The organism is Bradyrhizobium sp. R2.2-H (assembly GCF_004346455.1).
In the GTDB taxonomy this organism is placed as follows: domain Bacteria; phylum Pseudomonadota; class Alphaproteobacteria; order Rhizobiales; family Xanthobacteraceae; genus Bradyrhizobium; species Bradyrhizobium diversitatis.
This window is the reverse complement of record NZ_SMBR01000008.1, coordinates 146,970-169,345: the sequence shown is the minus strand read 5'-3', so window position 1 is coordinate 169,345 and position 22,376 is coordinate 146,970. Positions and strand designations below refer to the sequence as shown.

Genomic DNA, 22,376 nt, shown 5'->3' with positions numbered 1-22,376 from the left:
TCCATCGCCACGATCAATCGCTGCGCCCCCCGAACGCCGGGCGCCTTAAGCATTCCTCCGCTGCCGCGCGCTCGCCAGCAGCACCAGCATGAAGGACGCCGCCGTCATCAGCGTCGAGATCGCTGCAATGGTCGGGTCGATCTCGTCGCGCAGCGCGGTGAACATGCGCTTGGTCAGCGGCTGGTACTGGCCGCCGGAGATGAACAAGGCGACGATGGTCTCGTCCATCGCCGAGATGAAGGCGAAGACGCCGCCGGCGATCACGCTGGACTTGATCTGCGGCAAGGTCACTGCGAAGAAGCTGCGCAGCCGGTTCATGCCGAGGCTGCGCGCCACCATCTCCTGCGCAGGATCGAAGCTCTGCAGGCCCGCCAGAACCGAGATGACGACATAGGGCAGGCCGAGCATCACGTTCGCCAACACCAGGCCCGGCATGGTCGCCACGAGGCCGACCCTGGCGTAGACGAAGAAGATCCCGACCGCGATGATGATGATCGGCACCACCAGCGGCAGCAGCAGCGCCAGATGGATGATGCGCATGATGCGCAGCTTCGACTGGCTGATGGCATAAGCGGCGGCGACGCCGAGCGGCGTTGCAATCAGCACCGTCAGAAGCGCGAGCGTGAGCGTCACCCGCGTCGCCTGCATCCAGGCGGGATTGGCGAAATATTGCTGATACCAGCGCAGCGAGAACGAGGGTGGCGGAAAGGTCAGGAACCGCGCGCTGGAGAACGAGATGGGCGCGATGATCAGGACCGGCAGGATCAGATAGACCAGCACCAGGGCGCAGACCACATAGAGCGCAATCCGTGCGGGCGAGAGACGCGTCATTTCTGCCCCAGGATGCGATCGAGCGCGACGAAGCGGCTGACGACGACGAAGATCAAGAGCACGCCCAGAAGCAGCACCACGGCCACGGCGCTTGCAGCGCCGAACTGGTTGTAGAGCTCGACATTTCGGCTGACCAGCATCGACACCATCACCGTGCGGCCGCCGCCGAGCAGCTCCGGCGTGATGTAGAAGCCGAGGCAGAGCACGAACACCATGGTGCAGCCCGCAAGTACACCCGGCAGCGACAGCGGCAGGAAGACCCGCACGAAGGTCAGCGTCGGGCTCGCGCCGAGGCTGGCGCCGGCCTGCATCAGATCGCCGGGGATCTTCTGCATGGTGGCGTAGAGCGGCAGCACCATGAACGGCAGCAGAATGTGCACGGTTGCGACGATCGTGCCGAACGTGTTGTGGACCAGCGCGAGCGGCTCGCTGATGACGTCGAGATAGCGCAGGAGCTGGTTGATCACACCGGATCGCTGCAGCAGTGCCAGCCAGGCATAGGCGCGGACCAGCACGCTGGTCCAGAACGGCAGCACGACCAGCGACAGGATCAGGATGCTCCATCCTCTCGGCACGGAGTTGGCGAGATACGCCACGGGATAGCCGAGCAGCAGCGCGATGACGGTCACCGCGAGGCTGATCTCGAAGGTCAGCGCGAAGCTGCGCCAGTAGATGGTCTCGGTGAAGACGCGCCGGTAATGTTCCAGCGTGAAGCCGTCCTGATAGACCGATTGCCAGGCCAGCCAGCCGACCGGCAGCACGATCAGGAGCAGGATCACGAGCAGCGCCGGCGACACCAGCGCCAGCATCAGCCCGTTCTCGCGGCGCCGATGCTGCTCCGATGGATCGGACACTGATCTCTTCAACGCGGCCTCGCTGCTCTCGGTTGCTGCACATCTCCCGCAAGCGGGAAAGGCAAAGGAGAATCGGTGCCGATGCTCCTCCGGCTCATCTCTTCGTTCGGCCTACTTCTGCAGGAACGACGCCCAGCGCTTCTCGGCGGCTTCACCGGCCGGCGAGGACCACCAGGCGTAGGACATCAGCGCCTGCTTGGCCGCATTCGCGGGCTCGCTCGGCAGTTGCGCGGCGCGCTCCGGCTTGATCACGCCGGTCTCGAACGCCTTGGGATTGCCCGGGCCGTAGTCAATGTGGAGCGGCAGATTGGCCTGATGCACGGGATCGACGGCCTCGTTGAGGAATTTCACGGCCGTGTCGAGGTTCGGTGCGCCCTTGAGGATGCAGAGCGAGGTGCTCTGCAAGATGCCCTGGTTGTAGGTGAAGGCGACCTTGGCGCCTTCCTTGGCGAGCGCGCTGACGCGGCCGTTCCAAGCCATCTCGATATCGACCTCGCCGTCGTTGAGCAGCTGCGCCGACTGCGCGCCCGAGGTCCACCACACCGTGATGTGCGGCTTGATCTCCTCGAGCTTCTTGAAGGCGCGGTCGACGTCGAGCGGATAGAGCTTGTCCGGCGCGACGCCGTCGGCCATCAGCGCCGCCTCGAGCGTGGCGATCGGGTGGTTGCGCAGCGCCCGGCGGCCTGGGAATTTCTTGACGTCCCAGAAATCGGCCCAGCTGTTCGGCGCGTCCTTCGGGAAGGTCTTCTGGCTGTAGGCCAGCACGCTCGAATAGAATTCGTAGGAGATCGAATAGGGGCTACGATAGGCCTCCGGCATCGCCGCCGCGTTCGGGATCCTGGAGAAGTCGAGCTTCTCGATCAGCCCCTGCTCGCCACCGCGCAGGCAATAGCCGGTTGGCGTGTCGACCACGTCCCAGATCGGCTTGCCGCTGCCGACCTGGGTCTTGATCGCAGGCCAGGCATCGGGAATGGAATCCTGGTTGATGGTGATGCCGAGCTTCTTGGCAGAGGGATCGAGGATCGCCACCGTTTGCGCCTGCTGATAGGCGCCGCCCTGCGAGACGAAGGTGATCTGCTCGGCGGCGGCCGCCGCCGTGCCGCCGAGTGCAATTGCGCCCGCTAAGGCACAGCCCAGTCCAAAAGTCCGTGTCGTCGTCATCCTCGCCTCCTCCATCGTCAAAAAAACGTCACTGACCGATCGCGTCGAGAAACTGATACCAGCCGGCGACCATGCGGACGGCTGGCTCGCGCAGCGGATAGAACGGGATCGCTTTCATGCGCCGCGCATCGAGCAGCGCCAGCTCGGGCGTCTCGCCGCGCACGAGGGCGGCGAGATAGCGGCCCATCAGGCTCGACATCGCGACGCCGGCGCCGTTGTAGCCGACCGAGAACAGCGTGCGGTCGTCGAGCCGGCCGATATGCGGCACCGAATCCAGCGTCATGCCGACGAGTCCGGACCATGTGTAGGCGAGCGGAACGTCGGCGAGATCGGGGAAGATGCCGACCATGGCCTTGCGCAGCGCGTCGAATGCGGCTTGCGAGTCCTGCTTGCCGAAGGCGCCGCGGCCGCCGAAGATCACGCGGTTGTCGACCATGCGGAACCAGCGCATCATGCGCTTGGTCTCGGTGTAGGTGCGGCCCGTCGGCATCAACTTTCCGGCGAGGTTACGCGGCAGCTCGTCGGTCGCAACGATGGCGCTGCGGAACGGGATCAGCGTGCGCTGCAGATGCGCCGTCGCACCGGTGAGGTCGGAATAGCTGTTGGTGGCGATGATCGCCTGCCTGGCCCGCACGGCGCCTCGCGGCGTCTCGGCGACGATGCCGTCGGTGTCCCGCCGGAGCTTCATCACCGGCGATCCCTGAAAGATCGGAACGCCGCTGCGCGCCAGGCCGTCGGCGAGGCCGCGCAGATAGTTCAGCGGATGAATGCCGCCCGAGCCTGGGTTGAGCACGCCGCCGACGAAGACGTCGGAGCCTGTCTCTTCGCGCACGCCGCCCCTGTCGAGGATGCGGACCTTGGCCGAGCCCATCTCGCGCGTCATCCAGTTGGCCTCGTCGATCGCGGCCCGCAGCGTCGTCTCGTTGTGCGCGGCCTTGACCTGGCCGGTGCGTGTCAGGTTCGCGCTGGTGATGCCGAATTCGGAGACGAGCTCCTCGACGATGTCGGTCGATTCATGCGCGATCTCGTACATGCGCCGCGCCATGTCGCGGCCATGCACGGCGTCGATCTGCCGGAACGATAGCCGGAATTTCGCGGTGATCACCCCGCCGTTGCGCCCGCTCGCGCCCCAGCCGGGACGGTTGGCTTCCAGCACGACCGGTGACAGGCCGCTTTGGGCGATGTGGTGAGCAGCGGACAGGCCGGTATAGCCCGCACCGATGATCACCACGTCCGCCTGATGCTCGCCCGCGAGCACCGGAAAGTCGCGCGCCGGCTCCGCCGTGGCAGCCCACAGCGAGTTGGCCGATGGCAGCGCGCTCCACTCCCCTGTCATGCCCGCGCTCACGTCCTTACACCGCCGGCCCGATGGCCGCATCGGCCAGCGCCTTCAGGGTCGGGAAATGGAAGTCCGGCTGGGTCAACGTCTCCACGGCCGGCGTGCCGCCGAAACCGGCGATGCCCTGGCGGCGCTCGATCCAGCACACCTTGTAGCCGAGCTTCCGGGCGATTCCGATGTCGTGATACTGGCTCTGCGCGACGTGCAATATGTCGGACTGCTTGTAGCCGAAGGTGGACTGCCGCCCCTTGTTGTAGGCGAAGAACTCGGGGCTGGGCTTGGCGACACCGGTATCGTCGGCGCATACGGTGTCGTCGAAGGGATCGCCGAGTGCATGGGCGTAGGCGGACAGCGCGACGCGGTCGGCGTTGGTCATCGCGACCAGGCGGAATTTGGTGCGCAGGCGCTGCAGGGCCTCGACGGAATCGGCGAAGGGGCCCCATCGCAACACCGAGAGCTGGAACGCATCGCAGGCGGCATCATCGGCCGGCAGATCCAGCTCTTGGGCGAGATGACGATAGACGTGGAACATCGCCTCGCTCGAGCGCCCATAGTGCTTGTCGCGGCCGCGCTTGTAGGGCTCGAAGATCCGGTCGTCGCTGAGCTCGGCCGGGGTCTTGCCCGAAATCCGGCGCACCGCGGCGAGGACGCCACTCTCGAAATCGATCAAGGTGCCGACGACGTCGAAGGTGAGGACCTTGAAATGGCTGAATGCGGCTGGGCTGGACATGGTCGTTTCTTCTCTCGGTTGAGCGGGCGTGGGTTCAGTCCACCCGGGGCACGACGATGGTGTCTTCGGGGTGGAGGGTGACGGTGAGGCTGCCGCCGAGCGGCGGAATCCGGCTGTAGGCCTGGTGATAGGCCGGCTGGCGCAGGCTGAGCTCGATGCCGCCTTCCAGCGCCAGGAAGATGCGCAGGCTCTCGCCCTGATAGACGATGTCGGTGACCGTCCCGGTCAGCCGGTTGCAGGCGGGATCCTGCGCGCCGTCGTCGATCAGCAGCTTTTCGCTGTGCACCGCCAGCATCAGGGCGTCGCCATCGGGAAGGGCGCGCGCACTGCGCAGCAACACATTGCCGAGTGCGACATTGGAGGTGTCGACGCGGCGGACCGCGAGCATGGTCGCCTCGCCGATGAAGCTGGCCACGAAGGAGTCGGCGGGATGGTCGTGCAGCCGCTCGGGTGTGTCGATCTGGATCAGCCGGCCGTCCTTCATCACGGCCACGCGATCGCTCATGGTCAGCGCCTCGCGCTGGTCATGCGTGACGTAGATGATGGTGGCACCGATGCGCTTGTGCAGCGCCCGCAACTCGATCTGCATGGATTCGCGCAGCTGCTTGTCGAGCGCGGAAAGCGGCTCGTCCATCAGGATCAGGCGCGGCTCGAAGATCATCGCGCGGGCCAGGGCCACGCGCTGGCGCTGGCCACCCGAGAGCTGCGCGATGCCGCGATCCTCATAGCCGGCGAGCCCCACCATCGCGAGCGACGCACGCACCCTCTCCGGCCAGGTCGCTTTGGGCAGCCGCCGCGCGCGCAACGGAAAGGCGACGTTCTCGCCGACGCTCATATGCGGGAACAGCGCGTAGTTCTGGAACACGACCCCGATGTCGCGCTTGTGCGGTGGCATGTAGGTGACGTCGCGGCCGCCGAAATGGATCGAGCCCGACGATGGCAGGATGAAGCCGCCGAGAATGCCGAGCAGCGTGGTCTTGCCGGAACCTGAGGGACCGAGCAGCGAGACGAACTCTCCGGCGCCGACATCGAGGGACACATCGTCCAGGGCGCGAACGGCGCCATACGCCTTACTCGCGGACCTGATCTCGACGCTTTCCGCTCGCTTGTCCAACGACCGACCTCACCCATCCCTGCAATGGCGTGCCTCACTGCGCGCCATAAGCCTGCTTTATAGACAGGGTTTCTGAGCACTCACGGCTGAAGCGTGCAGTGCACCTATCCTTCTCTCGCGAGCCCTGTCTTTAGGCTGTGATGCCAATGACAACAGACTTGGCAAAACCCGGCAATTGCCAAATTGTTACGGGCCTCATAACATGAAGTTATGCCTGAGTTGCGCCGGATGCTGCCGTCCAGTAACGCCCTGTTCGTCTTCGACGCAGCGGCGCGCAATGGCAGTTTCACCGCGGCGGCCGCCGAGTTGAACGTCACGCAGCCCGCGGTGAGCAGGATGCTCGGTCAGCTCGAGGAGCATCTCGGCGTGCGCCTGTTCGACCGCACAGCGGGACGCGCGGTGCTCACCGAAGAGGGCGAGCTGCTCTATCGCCGCGTGCTCGAGGGCTTTCGCAGCATCGAGAGCGGGCTCGTCGAGATCGAGCGGCGCCGCAAGGGCACCGAGACGGTGACGCTGTCGGTCTCTTCCGCCTTCACCACACACTGGCTGATGCCGCGCATCGACAAGCTGCAGAAGCAGTTTCCGCAAGTCGATCTGCGCTTCCAGCTCATCTCTGGTGCGCTACGCGGACCGGTGGAGAACGTCGATCTCGGCATGCGCTTCCGCGATCGCGACGAGCCGTCATCCGGCGGCACCTTGGTGATGAAGGAAGTCATGCTGCCCATGTGCAGCCCCGGCTATCTCGGCGAGACCGATCCAACGGAAGGCAACACCATCATTCGTCTCGCCGAGACGCCGGGCGACTGGGCCGCGGATTACGCCTCGCTGCTCACCGGGCGGCGCGGCGCGGCCAAAGCGCTGAGCTTCACCGACTATGCCGTCGTGGTGCAGGCTGCGCTGCTCGGCCAGGGCATTGCGCTCGGCTGGCTGACTGTCACCTCGCATTGGCTGCTCACCGGCGCGCTGGTGCCGGCCTCCGACACACTTACCACCACGCGCCGCATCTGCGAATTCCTGCCGCCGCGCAACCGGCCGATGCGCCCGATCGCCGCCGAGATCCGCGACTGGATCACCGCGCAGATGAAAAGCGAGATCGCCGCGATCGATCGGCTTTATCCGAAGCTCTGCGCGATGGCTGCGTGCTATTGATGCGATCGCGCGGATCGTACTGCCGCTCGACAGGCTCTGGTTTTAGTCCTCGCGTCGCAGGCCGAACCGGACGGAGTCCGGCATTGACCTGACGCTCCGAGAGGTGCGGGTGGAGCACGGCAAATGATCGAAGCCCCACAAAGCCTTGCTTGATCGCCGGCGAGGCCATCGATCTTCCTGGCATCAGCGAGTCCAGTGAAAATCGGCGTCCGGCGCCCGCGATGATGAACTGAGGGCCGCCAGCACGGTATGAGGCTGCGCGAGGACCGCCTGCCGGTGCCTCCGGCGCCGCCGATCGCGACCATCCGGCGCCCCACACGGCAAGGCCACAGCGCCCAACTAGAACGAAGTGCCGCCTCCAAACCTGAACTCCTGAACCGTGTCGTATTTGCCCTTCGTCAGCGGCACGGCGTAGTCGAAGCGCAGCGGCCCGAACGGCGAGGCCCAGATCAGGCCGACGCCGACGGACGAACGCACCAGATTGCCGTCGTCGTATTGCAGCCCGCAGGTCGGGCAGGCTCTGGTGTTGACTTCGCCCGTGGCCGACCATGAGGTCGGCCCCTGGTAGCCCCAGAGCGATCCGGCATCGGCGTAGACCGCGCCCTTCAGGCCGACTTCCTTGGGCAGGAACCAGAACGGCATCTGCAACTCCATCGACGCGCCCCAGTATTTCGTGCCGCCGAGCGCATCGCCGCTCCCGCCCAGGCTCCAATAGGTGATGTCGCGCGGACCGATGCCGTTGGACGCGAAGCCGCGCACGAGGTTCGGTCCCATCTGGAAGTGATCCAGCATGCGCAGGTCCTGGTTGCCGAGCTTGCTGAGGATACCGCCCTGGAGATGGATCACGCTGACGATGTCGGACACGAGCGCCGTGTAGTACTTGGTGTCCAACGCCGTCTTCAGGTAGGTGACGTCACCGCCGACACCCGCAAAATCCTGCTTGAAATCGACCAGCAAGCCGTCGGTGGGGTTCTTCGTGTTGTCGAGCGTGTTGTAGTTCAGCGTGTAGCCGAGCGCCGACGTCCAGGTCGCGCCATTCGCCAGCTCCCGCCGGACCGGCAGGCTCGACTCGCCGTCGCCATAGCAGCCGTATCCGTAAACGCCCGAATCCGTGGAATTGGTCGGATCCACGCCGCCCAGAACGCTCCTGATGTAGGCCGGCGTCGGATTGAAGGCGAGCGACGTGTTCGATGCGTTGTTGTTGCAGTTGTTGTAAGCGCTGGCGAGCGTGATGCTCTGCTGGTAGAGCGAATAGCGGAGCTGGAGTGAGAGGTCCTCGCGCAAGGCAAAGCCCAGGCGTGGAGAAAAGCCCAGCGTCGTCACGCCGTAGCTCGTGTAGCTGTTCGACAATTGCTGGCGCCAGTAGGTGTCAAATCCGAGAGCCAGCCGGTAGTCGAGCAGATAAGGCTCGACGAAGGACAGCGATATTCCGCGGGAATATTGACCGTAGCTGACCGAGACCTTGCCGTAGAGACCGCGACCGAGCAGGTTACGCTCGGAGACCGACACCTCGGCCAGCGCGCCGTCGGTGGTGGAGTAGCCGCCGGAGATCGAGAAGTCGCCGGTCGATTTCTCTTCCATGTCGACGACCAGCACCACGCGATCGCTGGAGGAGCCCGGCTCGGTGACGATCTTGACGCTCTTGAAGTAATCTAGGTTCTTCAGCCGGCGTTCGGCACGGTCGACCAGCGCGCGGTTGTAGGCGTCCCCCTCCGAGATGTCGAACTCGCGGCGGATCACGTAGTCGCGCGTGCGGGTGTTGCCGCGTAGGTTGATGCGCTCGATATAGGTTCGCGGACCTTCGTCGATATTGAACACGACTGAGACGGTGTGCGCCTCGAAACTGCGGTCGCCGGCGGGACGGACCAGGGCAAAGGCGTAGCCGCGGCGCGAGGCCTCGATCTGCATGTCTTCGGTCGATTTCTCGACCGATTCGACGTTGTAGAGCGAACCGACATGGACGCGCGAATAGACCCGCAGCGAATTTGCGTCGAAATTGGGAATGCTGGAGCGGAAACTCACCGATCCGACCCGGTATTGTTGCCCTTCTTCGATCTTGAAGGTGACGAGAAAGCCCTTCTTCTCCGGATCGTATTCGGTGAGCGCGGCGACGACCTGGACGTCGGCGAAGCCGTTCTTGAGATAGAAGCGACGAATCAGGTCGCGATCGGCCTCGACGCGATCCGGATCATAGATGTCGTTGCTGCCGAGAAAGCTGAGCAGATTGCTTTCATGCGTCTTGATGATATCGCGCAGTCGCGAGGCCGAGAAGGCGCTGTTGCCGATCAACTCGACGGACTTGACCGGAGTCTTGGCGCCCTCCTCGATCGTGAAGATGAGATCGACGCGATTGCTCGGCTGATCGATGATCTCGGGCGTGACGCGCACGTCATAGCGGCCCGAGCGCCGATAGATCTCGGCGATGCGCAGCGTGTCGGATTGGACCAGCGCCCGCGAGAAGGTCCCGCGCGGCTTGGACTGGATCTCGGCCGAGAGTTGCTCGTCCTTGATCTTCTTGTTGCCCTCGAACGCAATGCGTCCGATCACGGCATTTTCCACCACCGACACCACGAGGCGGCCGCCGGACTGACTGATCTTCACGTCCTGGAACAGGCCCGTCCCGATCAAGGCCTTGAGGCCGTCATCGAGGGCGGATTGATCGAGGCGCCCGCCGGGGCCGGGTCTGAAATACGAGCGGACCGTCTCGGCCTCCACGCGGCGATTGCCTTCGACCACGATGGTCTCCACGCCCTGCGCGGCCGCCGGCTGCGGCATCAGTACGACGGGAATTGAACTCGCAATCGATACACCACCCATCGCCACCGCGATCAGCAAGCCCCGCAACACCGACATTCCACACCTCAAGAGCACCTCCTGCTCTGAAACGAAACGGCTGTGGCCGCGATGTGGCTTTGAGATTGCTGTACTGTTTCCGGACGTTGAAATTGATTGGCGGGTCGGCCGCGCGAATACGGCGGCCTGACGACGGCGCGAGCCCTCCGCGGCCAGCGGCCGACATGCGGACGGTCTGGTACGGGCCGACCAGGCAAGCGCGCAGCAACATCCCGCAACGCCTGAATTCTTTACAGCCTCTGAAGTCGGTGCGAGAGGCGACGGCATCAGGAATTCGCACGGGGCATTTGCCGATGAACGCGCTTGTCATGACCAGAACGGTGCTGGTCGTCCTCCTCACCTCGACCCTCACCGCTCATGCCGCAGCCACGCGCAAGCGCGATCGACAGCAAGCGACGCATGATGTGGTCTATGAGTATGGTCCGCACGGGCCCAATCGGTCCTACCAGTCCGGTCCGCATACGCGCATCTATGTAAGCAAGCGGTCGTGGCTGGATGGCGGGACCGAAGTGCTTCCCGGCGATCGCAAGTTCACCGACTACGCCTTGCCGCCCGGCACGTCGTTCGCACGCGAGAACAACAACCGGCCGCTCGACCGTCAGCCTCTGAGCCCAGATTCGGACCTGGGTGGATTTGCGCAGCGAATCCCGATCTCCTGGTGAGTGGGCTCCTTTCTGTCCCCGACCCGGCGCAACGCTTCTCAACTCGTACTGACCAGACACATCTTCGCGTTCTCGCGGCCGAATTCGCCCGAGTTCTGCTTCGTCGCTCACCCTCTCGAGCCAAGAGGGCACAGGGAAGACCGGGTGCTGACCTCGCACCCGCGGTCCGCTGCGCGAAAATGGAGCGCAAAGAGACCGCACAGCAGCATACAGGTGGTGCCAATCACTCGGCCTTCCCTGCGCGATGGTCGGACGGCTTATGCCGCGCTCTCCCGGGAGCCGAGTTCGTTCTGGCCTCCCTCGCCCTCGCGAAATTCACCGACCTCCGCGCCGGTTGACGCGACTGCCGCATCCGCAAGAACTTGACCGTAGCAACGACGGCCAGGACCACACGGTTTTGCCGTACGCACGGCCCGCCATTTCGCCGCAGTTTTCCCGGGCCCCGTCGACGAAGCCGGAAACTTACAGACGAGACGAAGCCTGACAGCGCCGTTCGTCCGCGCGCGGCCACGAGCTCACCGGGGACTACCCTCCCTGCCCGCACCTTTCGCGCCCGACGCTGCCGCGTCCACCGCAAGCCCGGCTCGCGACAATGACGACCTCACGATCGCCCCTCAAGGATGAGCCGGGATGGGCGACACATACGCTATTTCCGAATTTCGGTAAAGTGGAATATTTTCGCAACGAGGGCTTGACGCAGCGGCAAAACAGGGTCGACGTCCGGCCTGGCAGGCACCGTGCGGCGGGCCCGAGATGCCTCGCAACATCTGTTTACATCCAGCAACATTCCGGCTGCCGAAAGGCCACGATCGCCCGGCTAGTGGGCCCTGTTCGTCGTACCCTTCCGAAGGCCATGGGCACCGCACGTCCCGCGGCAAGGCCCATGGATCTCAGCCGATTTGATGCCGTCACACTTGTTCGTCGCAGTTATCACGCCATCCGCAGAGGAGAACCATCACCCGACGCCGTCCCCACTGCGCGCCGGCCTGTCGCGCGCCGGATCGGCCTGCGTCGCGCTGATGCTGGGTGCCACATTGGTTGGCTGCGCCGTCGGGCCGGATTATGCCGGGCCGCCCGGGCTGGACATGCCGTCGCACTGGAACGCGCGACCCACGTCCCGGCGACAAGCCGGCACGCTGGATCGCTGGTGGCAGCGGCTGCGCGACCCCCTGCTCAACCGGCTGATCGAACAGGCGGTCGATGCCAACCCCGATGTCGCCAAGGCCAAGGCGGTCGTGCGCGAGGCGCGCGCAACGGTGCAACAGACCGACGCCGGCCTGTTTCCCTCCGTCAGCGGCTCGGCCTCGGTGACCAACAACAAGACCAGCGCGAGCTCCGCCTCGGCCGTCGTCGACACGGCACCCTACACGCTGCACCAGCCGAGCTTCGATTCGAGCTGGGAACTCGACCTGTTCGGCGGCACGCAACGGAGCATCGAGGCAGCGGTGCGTGGGCAGCAATCGGCCGAGGAGGATCTGCGCGACAGCCTCGTCACGCTGATCGGCGACGTTGCCGCCTATTACGTGGAGGCGCGCGGCTACCAGGCGCGGATCGCGCTGGCGCAGCGAACATCGGTCTCGCAGCGCGACACCGAAAAGCTCACCCGCAGCAAATACGAGGCCGGCAGCGGCAACGCCGTCGATCTCGCCAAGGCGACCGCACAAGCGGCGAGCACGGAGGCGAACGTTCCGACCTATCAGGCGGCGCTCGCGGCCGACATTCACCGGCTCGGCATCCTGCTCGGACGACCGCCCGACGGCGTCGCTTCGCTGATGGCACGGTCCGCGCCCGTGCCTGCACCGCGCATGCCGCTGCCGACGGGCCTGCCGGCCGATCTCCTCATGAGTCGCCCCGACGTCGCCAGCGCCGAGCGCAAGCTCGCCCAGGCAACCGCCAAGATCGGCGCGGCCGAGGCCGACCGCTATCCTGCGGTGTCGCTGACCGGCTCGGTCGGCACCTCCGCGCTGCGCGCCGGCGATCTCGCAAAATATTCCAACGTGAGCTGGTCGGTGGGCCCCTCGGTCACGGTGCCGGTGTTCGACGCGGGCAAGCGCCTGGCGACCGTCAAGATCGCCGAGGCGCAACGCGACCAGGCGTTCGCGACGTTCCATTCGACCCTGCTCACCGCCCTTGAAGACGTCGAGAACGCGCTGGTGTCGATTTCGCAGGAGCGCGTCCGCGGGGTCAAGCTGGCCGAGGCAGCGAAGAACTATCGCGAGGCCGCCCGGCTGTCGCGGTCGCTGTTCGAGACCGGCAGCGCCAGCTTCATCGACGTGCTGGACGCCGAACGCTCGCTCTACTCGGCTGAGGATTCGCTGATCCAGAGCAAGGTGTCCGCGGCCAAGGATTACATTTCGCTCGCGAAGGCGCTTGGTGGCGGCTGGTCCGATCCGGTCGACACATCGACGCCGATCATCGTGGACACCAATACAGGACCACACTTCCGGGAGACGGTGAAGTGACTGATATCATCACCGCCAAGCGCGTGAAGATTGCCGCCGCGGTGGTTGCCGTCGTGGCAACCGGGGTGGTGGCCGCCATGCGCTTTCCGGCGACGTCGAGCAAGGCACAGTCCTATATCACCGCGCCGGTCACCGTCAGCGATCTGCGCGAGGAGGTGCTCGCCAGCGGCACGCTCAAGCCGGCACGCCTGACTGCCGTCGGCGCGCAGGTGTCGGGCCGGATCACCGCCCTCAATGTCCGCGTCGGCGACACGGTCAAGGCCGGCGACGTCATCGCCCAGATCGACCCCGTCACCAAGCAAAACGATCTGCGCAGTTCGGAAGCTTCGCTCAAGAACTACCGCGCTCAGAAACTCGAAAAGGAAGCCGCGTTGATGCTGGCGGAAGCCAACCTCGCACGGCAGCAGGCGACACTGGCGCAGCGTGCCACCTCGCGCAGCGATTTCGACAGCGCGGATTCGACGGTGCGGCAGACCCGCGCCCAGATTGCCGCGCTCGAAGCTCTGATCGTGGGAGCCGAAGCCAGCGTCGAGACGGCGCGGGTCAACCTCGACTACACCAGGATCACCGCGCCCATCGACGGCACGGTGCTCGCCACCGTGGTGCAGGAGGGACAGACGGTCAACGCGGTACAGTCCGCCCCGACCATCGTCGTGCTCGGCCAGCTCGAGACCATGACGGTGCGGGCGGAGATCTCCGAGGCCGACATCGTCAAGGTCAAGCCGGGCCAGGCGCTGTATTTCACCATCCTCGGCGACCAGGACCATCGCTACGAGGCCAGGCTGGAGCAGATCGAGCCGGCGCCCGAATCGATCAAGAGCGACGCCAGCTTCTCCTCGACCACCACGTCGAGTTCGAGCACGAGCTCGAGTTCGTCGAGCTCCACCAGCACCGCCATCTACTACATCGGCGTCTTCAACGTCCCCAACAAGGACCTTTCGCTGCGGACCTACATGACCGCCGAGGTGCACATCATCACCGGTGAGGCCAAGCGCGTGAAGGTCATCCCCGCGCTCGCGCTGATGCGGAAATCCGACGGCCGCAGCACCGTCCGCACCCTCGATGCGTCGGGTGACGTGCGCGAGCGCGAGGTCAAGACCGGCCTCAATGACCGCACCACGGTCGAGATCAGGTCCGGCCTCGACGAGGGCGACCGGGTCGTCACCGGAGAAGCCAGCGAGCAGACCGCATCGCGCAGCATGCCCGGCGGCCCGCCGGGAGGTCCCTGAGATGGCCGATCCGATCATCGCCCTCGAGAACGTCAGGCGGGAATTTGCGGCCGGTGACACGCGCGTGGTTGCGCTCGACGATCTGTCGCTGAGTATCCAGCCTGGCGAGATGGTGGCGATCATCGGCTCGTCCGGATCCGGCAAATCGACGCTGCTCAACATTCTTGGCTGCCTCGATCGCCCGACCTCCGGCACATATCGTGTCGCCGGCAAGAACGCCTCCGAACTCGACGCAGACGAGCTGGCGGCGCTGCGGCGCGAGCATTTCGGCTTCATCTTCCAGCGCTATCATTTGCTCGGCGACCTCTCCGCCGCCGAGAACGTCGAGATCCCGGCGATCTATGCCGGGATGAAGGCCCGGGAGCGCCGCACGCGCGCAGAGCAGCTGCTCGCAAGGCTTGGCGTGGACGACCGGCGCGGCCATCGCCCGAACCAGCTGTCGGGCGGCCAGCAGCAGCGCGTCTCGATCGCACGGGCGCTGATCAACGGCGCCGAAGTCATCCTGGCGGACGAGCCGACCGGCGCGCTCGACCGGCGCAGCGGCGAGGAAGTCCTGAAGATCCTGAAGGAGCTGCACGGCGAGGGACGGACGATCATCATCGTTACCCACGATGCCGACGTCGCCGCGCGGGCCGAGCGCATCATCGAGCTGCGCGACGGCGGGATCGTTTCCGATCGCCGCACCGAGACCGCAGGCGCATCGGCGCCGCCTGTTGCGGCGGCTCGGGCCGCATTGGGCAGCGGCGCCGGCTGGCCCGGCGCGCTGCGGCGCCTGCGGGAAGCCACGCGGATGGCGCTGGTGGCGATGGCCGCGCACCGGCTCCGCGCCTTTCTGACCATGCTCGGAATCATCATCGGCATCGCAGCAGTGTCCTCCGTTGTTGCGCTCGGCAACGCCTCACAGCGCAAAGTACTGTCGGACATTTCGAGTCTCGGCACCAACACGATCGAGGTGTTTCCGGGCAAGGATTTTGGCGACGCGCGCGCCGGCAAGATCAAGACGCTCGTCCTCGGTGATGCCCGCGCGCTCGGCCAGCAGAGCTTCATTGCCGGAGTCACACCGACGGTCTCGACCAGCACGACGGTGCGCTACCGCGGCAACGAATCGAACGTGCTGGTCAACGGCGTCGGCGAGAGCTATTTCCAGGTCAAGGGCGCCAAGCTGGCGATAGGCCGCCTGTTCGACTCCGACGCCGTGCGCAACATCGAGCGGCAAGCCGTCATCGACGACAACACCCGCAAGACCTTCTTCGCCGACGACCAGACCTCGGGGATCGGCCGCGTCATCTGGCTCGGCAAGGTGCCCTGTCGCATCGTCGGCGTCATCGCCCAGCAGCAGGGCGGCTTCGGCTCGAACCAGAACCTTTCGGTCTATCTTCCCTACACCACGGTGCAGGCGCAGTTCACGGGCGACCGCTCGCTTCGCAGCATCCTGCTCCGGATCAGCGACGAGATTTCGACCACGCTGGCCCAGGACGCGGTCACCACGCTGCTGACGCAGCGGCACAACGTCAAGGATTTCGTCATCCACAATACCGACGACATCCGCCGCACCATCACCAGCACGACGCAGACCCTGGCGTTCCTCGTGGCGGCGATCGCGGTGATCTCGCTGGTCGTCGGCGGCATCGGCGTGATGAACATCATGCTGGTATCCGTCTCCGAGCGAATCAACGAGATCGGCGTGCGCATGGCGGTCGGCGCCAGACGCAGCGACATCCTCCAGCAGTTCCTGGTGGAGGCGACCTTGATCTCGTCCATCGGCGGCATCGCCGGTATCCTCGTCGCGATCCTGCTCGGGACGCTGGTCAACATGGCGATGCCCGGATTCCAGGTCAGCTATTCGCTGTTCTCGATCGGCGCGGCATTCCTGACCTCGACCGGGATCGGGGTAGCCTTCGGGTTCTTCCCCGCCCGCCGCGCCGCCTTCCTAGATCCCGTGGTGGCGTTGAGCCGTGACTGACCGTAGGATTGCAGACATGACCGGAGTTCTTCGGGCGAGACAATCGTCCGCAAATCGATCAACGATCGGCAGCCCCGATGCGATCTCAAGCATGACCAACGGCACCCAGAACATCCTGATCGTCGAGGATGACCGGCAGACCCGCGACCTCATCGCGCGCTATCTGCGGGAGCATTCGTTCGAGGTCCACCTGGTCACGAACGGCAGGGAGATGGACCGGCATCTCTCGCAGAACCGGGTGGACCTGATCGTGCTCGACCTGATGCTGCCGGGCGAGGACGGTTTGAGCCTCTGCCGGCGCGTGCGCATGAAATCCATGACGCCGATCATCATCCTCACCGCGAAGGGCGAGGATCTCGACCGCATTCTCGGTCTCGAGATGGGGGCCGACGACTATCTGCCGAAGCCGTTCAACCCGCGCGAGCTTCTCGCCAGGATCAACGCTGTGCTGCGGCGCCAGGCGAGCGGCCGTGCCGCCGGCGGCGCGGCGACACGCCTGAAATTCCTGGGCTGGATCATCGATCTTCGTTTGCGGGAGTTGCGCGACCCCGAGGGCGCGCAGGTGCCGCTGACCAGCGCCGAGTTCGATCTGCTTCAGGCTTTCTGCGAACGGGCCGGACGCATCCTCACCCGCGACAATCTCCTGAGCGTGACGCGCGGCCGGCCCGGCGGCAGCTTCGGCCGCAGCATCGACGTGCTGGTCAGCCGGTTGCGCCGCAAGCTCGATCGCACCCAGGACACGTCCGTGATCAAGACTGTCCGCACCGGCGGCTACATCTTCACGCCGGTGGTGGAGGAAGCATGAGACGCGCCGCCGACATCGTCGCGCTGTTCAGCTTCAGGCGAATCAGCGGCCAGATCGCGGCCCTGGTTCTGGGATCACTGATCCTGATCCATTTGCTGATTGCCGGATATTTTCTGCTCAACCGGCCGAACGTTCTGACGGACAGCCCCTTGGAGCAGTTCGAGCTGGTTGTGAGGATCATCGTCAATACGCCGCAGGAAGAGCGAGATGTCGTTCTCGAGAACGTCAGCCGTACCTTTCCGGCGCTGAAGCTGCAGTTGAGAAAGGATGTTTCCGCCTCCACCACTCCATTGCCGGAGCGGACGCGCATGGCCACCCCTTCGAGTATTGAAGGCCCGGTCGATCTCATTCGCGGCCCCACACCGGAAGACAATCGCCTCTGGTTCTATCTGGCAAACGGCGACGTGCTCGAGGCGACGATCGGGACATTCAAGATGCCTGCCTTCGTGAGCGGCCTCTGGACGAGCACGCTCCTGTTCCTGGTGGCAAGCGTGACGCTGCTCGGCGTCTGGGCCGGCCGCGCGCTCAGTTCGCCCCTGTCGGCCTTCGCGCGCGCAGCGGAGGACTTCAGCTTGAATCGCTCGTCCGAGCCGTTGCCTGAAAACGGCCCGGAGGAAATCAGATCCGCGGCGAGAGCGCTCAACCGGATGCGCGAACGCGTCACCGCACTGATGAACGATAGAACTCGAATGCTGGCCGCCATCAGCCACGACCTGCGGACCCCGATCACGCGCCTGCGGCTACGCTCGGAATACATCGAGGATCCGGCACAGCGCACCCAGACCGTACGCGACCTCGATCAGATGCAGTCGATGCTGGAGTCGGTGCTGTCGCTGCTGCGCAGTGAAAGCGCCGCCCGACCGACACTGGTCGACGTTGCCGCGCTGCTCCAGATGGTTTGCGACCAGTTCTCCGATAGCGGCTACGCGGTGCACTATCTTGGTCCCGACAGAGCCGCATTCATCGTCCGGCCGGACGAGATCATCCGCGCGGTCACGAACCTGGTCGAAAACGCCACACGCTTCGGAACCGAAGTCCGCGTCGAGCTCCTGATCTCCGGCAACCAGATCATTATCGACGTTGTCGACGACGGCCCTGGAATACCCGACGAGAGGAAGGCGGCGATGCTGGAACCCTTCGTGCGAGGAGAAGAAGCCCGCACCATGGACGAAACGGCGGGATTTGGCCTCGGCCTCTCGATCACGCAGGCGATCGTGACTGCGCATGACGGAAGGCTCCTGCTGCTCGACAATGAACCGAGGGGCCTTCGCGTTCGCCTGCTGCTTTCCAATGCAGACCGTAGCCACGCCTGAAGCTGCCGATCCGCATCGTTCCGGAAGCAAGGGCGGACGGTGCCAGGCCCTTACTCCTGTAGACATTCATCACTTGACTTGCCCCTGCCCTCCACGGCCGACCGCCCTCATCTGTCGCGCCGCATCAGAGAGCTCTCCCGTGCTTCCGGGAGGCAGGCCGTTCGCCGTGCGGGTCTCGTCCGGTGTCACGGCCGCCAGGATATTCGCATGGTGTCGAGGCGACGGATGCCGCTGTGCCCCTTGATCCCCGGCGCTTCATCCAATCGGAGCTGAGGAATGCGGGCCGCGAGCGCCGCCAGGCTCTCCTCGAGTTCGATCCGCGCCAGCGCTTCACCGATACAACGATGGGCACCGGCCCCGAAGGCGGGCAGCAACCGTGGTTGGTCGGTTCGACGGATGTCGAACACATCGGGCCGTTCATAGGCCTCTTCGTCACGCGCGGCGGACATGGTCGACAAGATGACGAGTTGCCGGGCCGGGAGCACAGCGCCGCCAACCTCGATGTCTTCGGCCGTCACCCTGATGAACGACGCCACGCTCGGCTCGAATCGCATCGCCTCCGCAACCGCGCCCGGAATCAACGAGGGATCGCGGCATACCGCCTCCCATTGCTCACGGTGCTGGAGCAGAAGCGCCAATTGCATGACGATGGCGACGCGAGTCGTGTCGGTGCCGCCGACGATCAACTGCACGATCTGGAATATGATCTCGAGAGGTGACAACTCACCTGCTGCGTCGGCCTTCCCAAGGAAATCCGAGAGGAAATCGTCCCGAGGGGCGCGTCGCCGGTCTTCGATCGTCTTCTCCACGTAGGCGCGCAACTGTTGGCAGGCTACCTCCGATTCGGGGATTTCGTCCGGCAATATGCTGGCGCTGAGGAATCGAGTCACCGCGTAGACGAGTTCTGTAAAGGATGGGATATCGGCTCGCGGCAGGCCGAGAAGATCGCCAATGACCTGGGCGGGAAGCTGAGCTGCGAACCGACCGACAAATTCGACCTGACCATCGGCATACCAGCTCTCAATCAGCTGCTCCGAGGAGCGTCGTATGTGCGGCCGCAGATCGGCCATCATACGGGCCGCAAAGCTTCTGGAGAACGGTGAGCGCCGGCGGCGATGAACGGCACCGTTCGCGGTGAGCATTCCGTGCGCGAAGAGGTCGAACAGCGCTCCCTCCGTGACACCGAACAATTCCGGGTGGGCGGTTTCGGATGCGGCTATACGGACATCATTGCCGAGCCGCTCAATGTCGGCATGGCGGAGCACGAGGTAACCTCCCGTCTCATGCCTGACAAAGGGATAGGCGGCACGATACTTGCGGAACATTCCGTGAGGATCCGCGTCGAGGTCTGCCGCACTGAGAACCGGCAGGTCCTCAACAGCGGCGAGAGCTGTCCGATCGTCGGCGCCGACAATTTCTGCCATTGGGATTCTCTTGTCCTTGACTGCGATTTCTCCTCCCTAGGCCTGGCGCGTTACGTCTCGATTGCCGGACGGTCGAACTTCGTTGCAATCGTAACGGGCGGCCGCGCGGTCGCCGGCCCGTCAGCGCGGCGCGGCGCAGGCTCGGTCCGGCGATGGCAAGATCGCCCGCCTCAGCAATCATGGAAGCCCCGCACCGCCCACTCGATCTCCGAACGGCCGTGGATTCCAAGATCGCGCAACGTCCGGTCGTCGAGTTCCATCAGAGCAGCAACAGCCCTTCTGATCTCCCGCTCTCGGCGAAAATGCAACCGCAAGACCGTCAGCATCTCACCGGCCGAACGCAGCCAATTCCAACGTCGCGCGGGTTGCGCGGCGCGCGGCGGCACGCCGCCGCATTTGACGGCGCTGCTGTTGCGCTCGGCGCCATCGCGACCGCCGCTGCGCATCGGCTCTGCCGGTTCACCGGTCTCCCGGTTCGTCGGCCAGTCTTTTCGTGCCGCCAGTATCGTGTGAGCCGGCATGGCCGCGGCCGGATGCAACGCGGCACCGTAGAGCGCAAACCCTTCCATGAAGGAAGAGATCACCGACCATAACATGCCGACGTCCCGGTCCGGCGCGGCTTCAGCCGGCGCCGGATGCGAACCAGTGTCCGCGAGGTCCTGCCTCCCGTTACGGCCAGCACCGAGACCGGCCGTACCACGGTCATCGCGCCATACGGCCAAATCTTGACCATTGAGCTCCCCGTCAACCGGGCGGGCAAGCCGGACCATACTGCGAGAATGCGACTTCATCGTAGATCTCCCACGCATTGTTCGTGGGAGCCTATGTGCAGGCCGGCCGTTACACCGAGATCACCGTCATCGGCAAAAAGGCTACGGTTGCAATCCGCCGGCCGCGTTCAGCACGGATCTACGGTGCCGGAAGACGCGGCGACGCCAGCCTTGGTCACGCCACGTTGCGTTTCCGATGTAACCATTCGATGGCCGGCGGAAGCACTGGTGTAACGGCGATCCCGTCAACTCGCTCTGCGCAATCGCTCGGCCGCCCTGTTGCGACCGTGCACCGATCCATCAAGAGGTCAGCTCCCATGAAGATTCTTATCGCTTCGACGCCTGCGACGGGCCATCTCAACCCACTGCTGGCGATCACGCAGATCCTGGCTGCCGAAGGCCACGAGATTGCCCTTGTGACAGGCACCGCCTTTCGTGCCCGCGTCGAAGCCAACGGCATCAGGTTCTTTCCTCTTCCCGCGGGCGCGGACTTCGATCCGAACGACGTCTTCTCGTTGGTCCCCGAGCTCAAGATCATTCCCCCGGGGCTGGAGTGGCTTCGTGTTGTTTGCGAGCGCATCTTCGTCGACGCCATTCCGGCCCAGCACCAGGGGCTGCTGGAGGCGTTGCGGCAGTTCCCGGCGGACATCATTGTCGCTGACGACATGTTTTTCGGCATCCTGCCGATCCTGCTCGGACCGCGATCGCATCGGCCTCCCGTCGCGCTCTGCGGCACCTCGATCCTGCATTGGGCGCGCGAGGACGGCGCACCCAATTTTCTCGGCTTGCCGCCGGCAAGGACCGACGAGGACCGCGATCGGTATGCGGCCCTGGCGCGGGACTATGACGCGACGGTCGATCAGCCCGTATTGCTGCGCCTGAACCGCGCCTTGAAGGGCCTCGGGGTCGGTCCGGTAGCGATGCCGCTATTCCATTCCGTGGTCGCTCTCGCAGATTCTTATCTGCAATTGTCGGTGCCCAGTTTCGAATTTCCGCGCGACATGCCGTCTTCGGTGAATTTCGTCGGCACGCCTCCGATCATTGCCAACCAGGTCTCGCCGCCGCCCTGGGCCGAGGACCTCGACGACTCGCGCAAGGTCGTGCTCGTGACGCAGGGCACGGTGGCCAATCACAACCTCAATCTGCTGGTCGCCCCGACGCTGGCGGCGCTCGCCAACGAGCCCGACATCCTGGTGATCGCGACGGCAGGCGGTCGTCCAGTCGACGCCATTCCCGGCGAGGTGCCGTCGAACGCCCGCGTCGCCAGCTATTTGCCGTTCGAATGGCTGTTGCCGAAGGTCGACGTGCTCGTCACCAACGGCGGCTATGGCAGCGTCAACCAGGCCATGAGCTTCGGCATTCCCCTGGTTACCGCGGGACTGACCGAAGACAAGGCCGACGTCAACGCACGGGTCGCGTGGTCCGGCGTCGGCATCGACCTTGCGACCAATGAGCCGACGCCGGAAGCGTTGCGCGAGGCGGTGCGGACGGTGCTCGACCAGCCGCGCTATCGATTGCGCGCGTTACAGATCGCGGACGAGTTCGCAGGGATCGATACACGGAAGAAGATTCTCCGGATCATCGGCGAACTCGTTGCCGACGAAGCCAAGCTGTCACGCCTCCGCGCGACCATGCCAAGTCGGGGTCGGCGCGCCGGGCGGCGCGGATGATCAGTTTGCCGAACCGAGCCATGGAGGGCGGTGCGACCGTCCTCCGT

General features: G+C 65.0%; 17 protein-coding genes. 8 read left to right on the top strand and 9 right to left on the bottom strand.

Annotated elements, in window-relative coordinates:
- Positions 1–45: 45 nt before the first annotated feature.
- From EDE08_RS21500 to EDE08_RS21475, 6 genes are all read right to left on the bottom strand, one after another.
- A complete protein-coding gene (locus EDE08_RS21500; RefSeq protein WP_131870810.1) occupies positions 46–831 on the bottom strand; it encodes an ABC transporter permease in 786 nt (261 codons plus the stop codon).
- Positions 828–1,640 carry an ABC transporter permease gene (locus tag EDE08_RS21495; protein WP_131871019.1) on the bottom strand — a complete coding sequence of 271 codons (813 nt, stop codon included), beginning with the start codon at positions 1,638–1,640 and terminating at the stop codon, positions 828–830. Before EDE08_RS21495 ends, EDE08_RS21500 begins: the two co-directional genes overlap by 4 nt.
- A gap of 156 nt (positions 1,641–1,796) precedes the next feature.
- On the bottom strand, positions 1,797–2,846 hold the full coding sequence (locus tag EDE08_RS21490) for an ABC transporter substrate-binding protein (RefSeq protein ID WP_207913060.1): 1,050 nt from the start codon (positions 2,844–2,846) through the stop codon (positions 1,797–1,799).
- 28 nt (positions 2,847–2,874) lie between these two features.
- A complete protein-coding gene (locus EDE08_RS21485) occupies positions 2,875–4,182 on the bottom strand; it encodes an NAD(P)/FAD-dependent oxidoreductase (RefSeq protein ID WP_165936081.1) in 1,308 nt (435 codons plus the stop codon).
- Positions 4,183–4,198: 16 nt separating this feature from the next.
- Positions 4,199–4,915, bottom strand: coding sequence for an HAD family hydrolase (locus EDE08_RS21480; protein ID WP_131870807.1), 717 nt, complete (start codon positions 4,913–4,915; stop codon positions 4,199–4,201).
- A 34-nt stretch (positions 4,916–4,949) separates the two neighbouring features.
- On the bottom strand, positions 4,950–6,029 hold the full coding sequence (locus tag EDE08_RS21475) for an ABC transporter ATP-binding protein (RefSeq protein ID WP_131870806.1): 1,080 nt from the start codon (positions 6,027–6,029) through the stop codon (positions 4,950–4,952).
- Between the two features lie 210 nt (positions 6,030–6,239).
- Between EDE08_RS21475 and EDE08_RS21470 the strand changes: the two genes are divergently transcribed.
- Positions 6,240–7,178: a LysR family transcriptional regulator gene (locus EDE08_RS21470; protein WP_131870805.1), complete on the top strand. Its 939-nt coding sequence runs from the start codon at positions 6,240–6,242 to the stop codon at positions 7,176–7,178.
- Positions 7,179–7,517: 339 nt separating this feature from the next.
- On the opposite strand, the gene bamA is transcribed toward EDE08_RS21470, so the two are convergent.
- Positions 7,518–10,031 (bottom strand): outer membrane protein assembly factor BamA, encoded by a 2,514-nt coding sequence (gene bamA, locus EDE08_RS21465; protein WP_131870804.1) that lies wholly within the window; start codon positions 10,029–10,031, stop codon positions 7,518–7,520.
- Between the two features lie 293 nt (positions 10,032–10,324).
- On the opposite strand from bamA, the gene EDE08_RS21460 reads away from it, so the two are divergent.
- The 6 genes from EDE08_RS21460 to EDE08_RS21430 all read left to right on the top strand — a co-directional run bounded on the left by EDE08_RS21460 (position 10,325) and on the right by EDE08_RS21430 (position 18,465).
- The gene (locus tag EDE08_RS21460; protein WP_131871018.1) at positions 10,325–10,693 is read left to right on the top strand and encodes a hypothetical protein; all 369 of its coding nucleotides are present in this window, start codon (positions 10,325–10,327) and stop codon (positions 10,691–10,693) included.
- 1,019 nt (positions 10,694–11,712) lie between these two features.
- Positions 11,713–13,155, top strand: coding sequence for an efflux transporter outer membrane subunit (locus EDE08_RS21450; RefSeq protein ID WP_245524860.1), 1,443 nt, complete (start codon positions 11,713–11,715; stop codon positions 13,153–13,155).
- A complete protein-coding gene (locus tag EDE08_RS21445) occupies positions 13,152–14,384 on the top strand; it encodes an efflux RND transporter periplasmic adaptor subunit (RefSeq protein ID WP_131870803.1) in 1,233 nt (410 codons plus the stop codon). Before EDE08_RS21450 ends, EDE08_RS21445 begins: the two co-directional genes overlap by 4 nt.
- Position 14,385: 1 nt before the next feature.
- Positions 14,386–16,347, top strand: a complete 1,962-nt coding sequence (locus EDE08_RS21440; protein WP_131870802.1) for a MacB family efflux pump subunit — start codon at positions 14,386–14,388, stop codon at positions 16,345–16,347.
- Between the two features lie 91 nt (positions 16,348–16,438).
- On the top strand, positions 16,439–17,152 hold the full coding sequence (locus EDE08_RS21435; protein ID WP_165936080.1) for a response regulator: 714 nt from the start codon (positions 16,439–16,441) through the stop codon (positions 17,150–17,152).
- Positions 17,149–18,465: an ATP-binding protein gene (locus EDE08_RS21430; RefSeq protein ID WP_131870800.1), complete on the top strand. Its 1,317-nt coding sequence runs from the start codon at positions 17,149–17,151 to the stop codon at positions 18,463–18,465. The genes EDE08_RS21435 and EDE08_RS21430 overlap by 4 nt, the downstream gene beginning before the upstream one ends.
- 185 nt (positions 18,466–18,650) lie before the next feature.
- On the opposite strand, the gene EDE08_RS21425 is transcribed toward EDE08_RS21430, so the two are convergent.
- Both EDE08_RS21425 and EDE08_RS21420 read right to left on the bottom strand, forming a co-directional pair.
- Positions 18,651–19,889, bottom strand: coding sequence for a cytochrome P450 (locus tag EDE08_RS21425; RefSeq protein ID WP_131870799.1), 1,239 nt, complete (start codon positions 19,887–19,889; stop codon positions 18,651–18,653).
- A 170-nt stretch (positions 19,890–20,059) separates the two neighbouring features.
- A complete protein-coding gene (locus EDE08_RS21420) occupies positions 20,060–20,680 on the bottom strand; it encodes a DUF1127 domain-containing protein (RefSeq protein WP_131870798.1) in 621 nt (206 codons plus the stop codon).
- 296 nt (positions 20,681–20,976) lie between these two features.
- Between EDE08_RS21420 and EDE08_RS21415 the strand changes: the two genes are divergently transcribed.
- A complete protein-coding gene (locus EDE08_RS21415; RefSeq protein WP_131870797.1) occupies positions 20,977–22,329 on the top strand; it encodes a glycosyltransferase in 1,353 nt (450 codons plus the stop codon).
- Positions 22,330–22,376 lie beyond the last annotated feature (47 nt).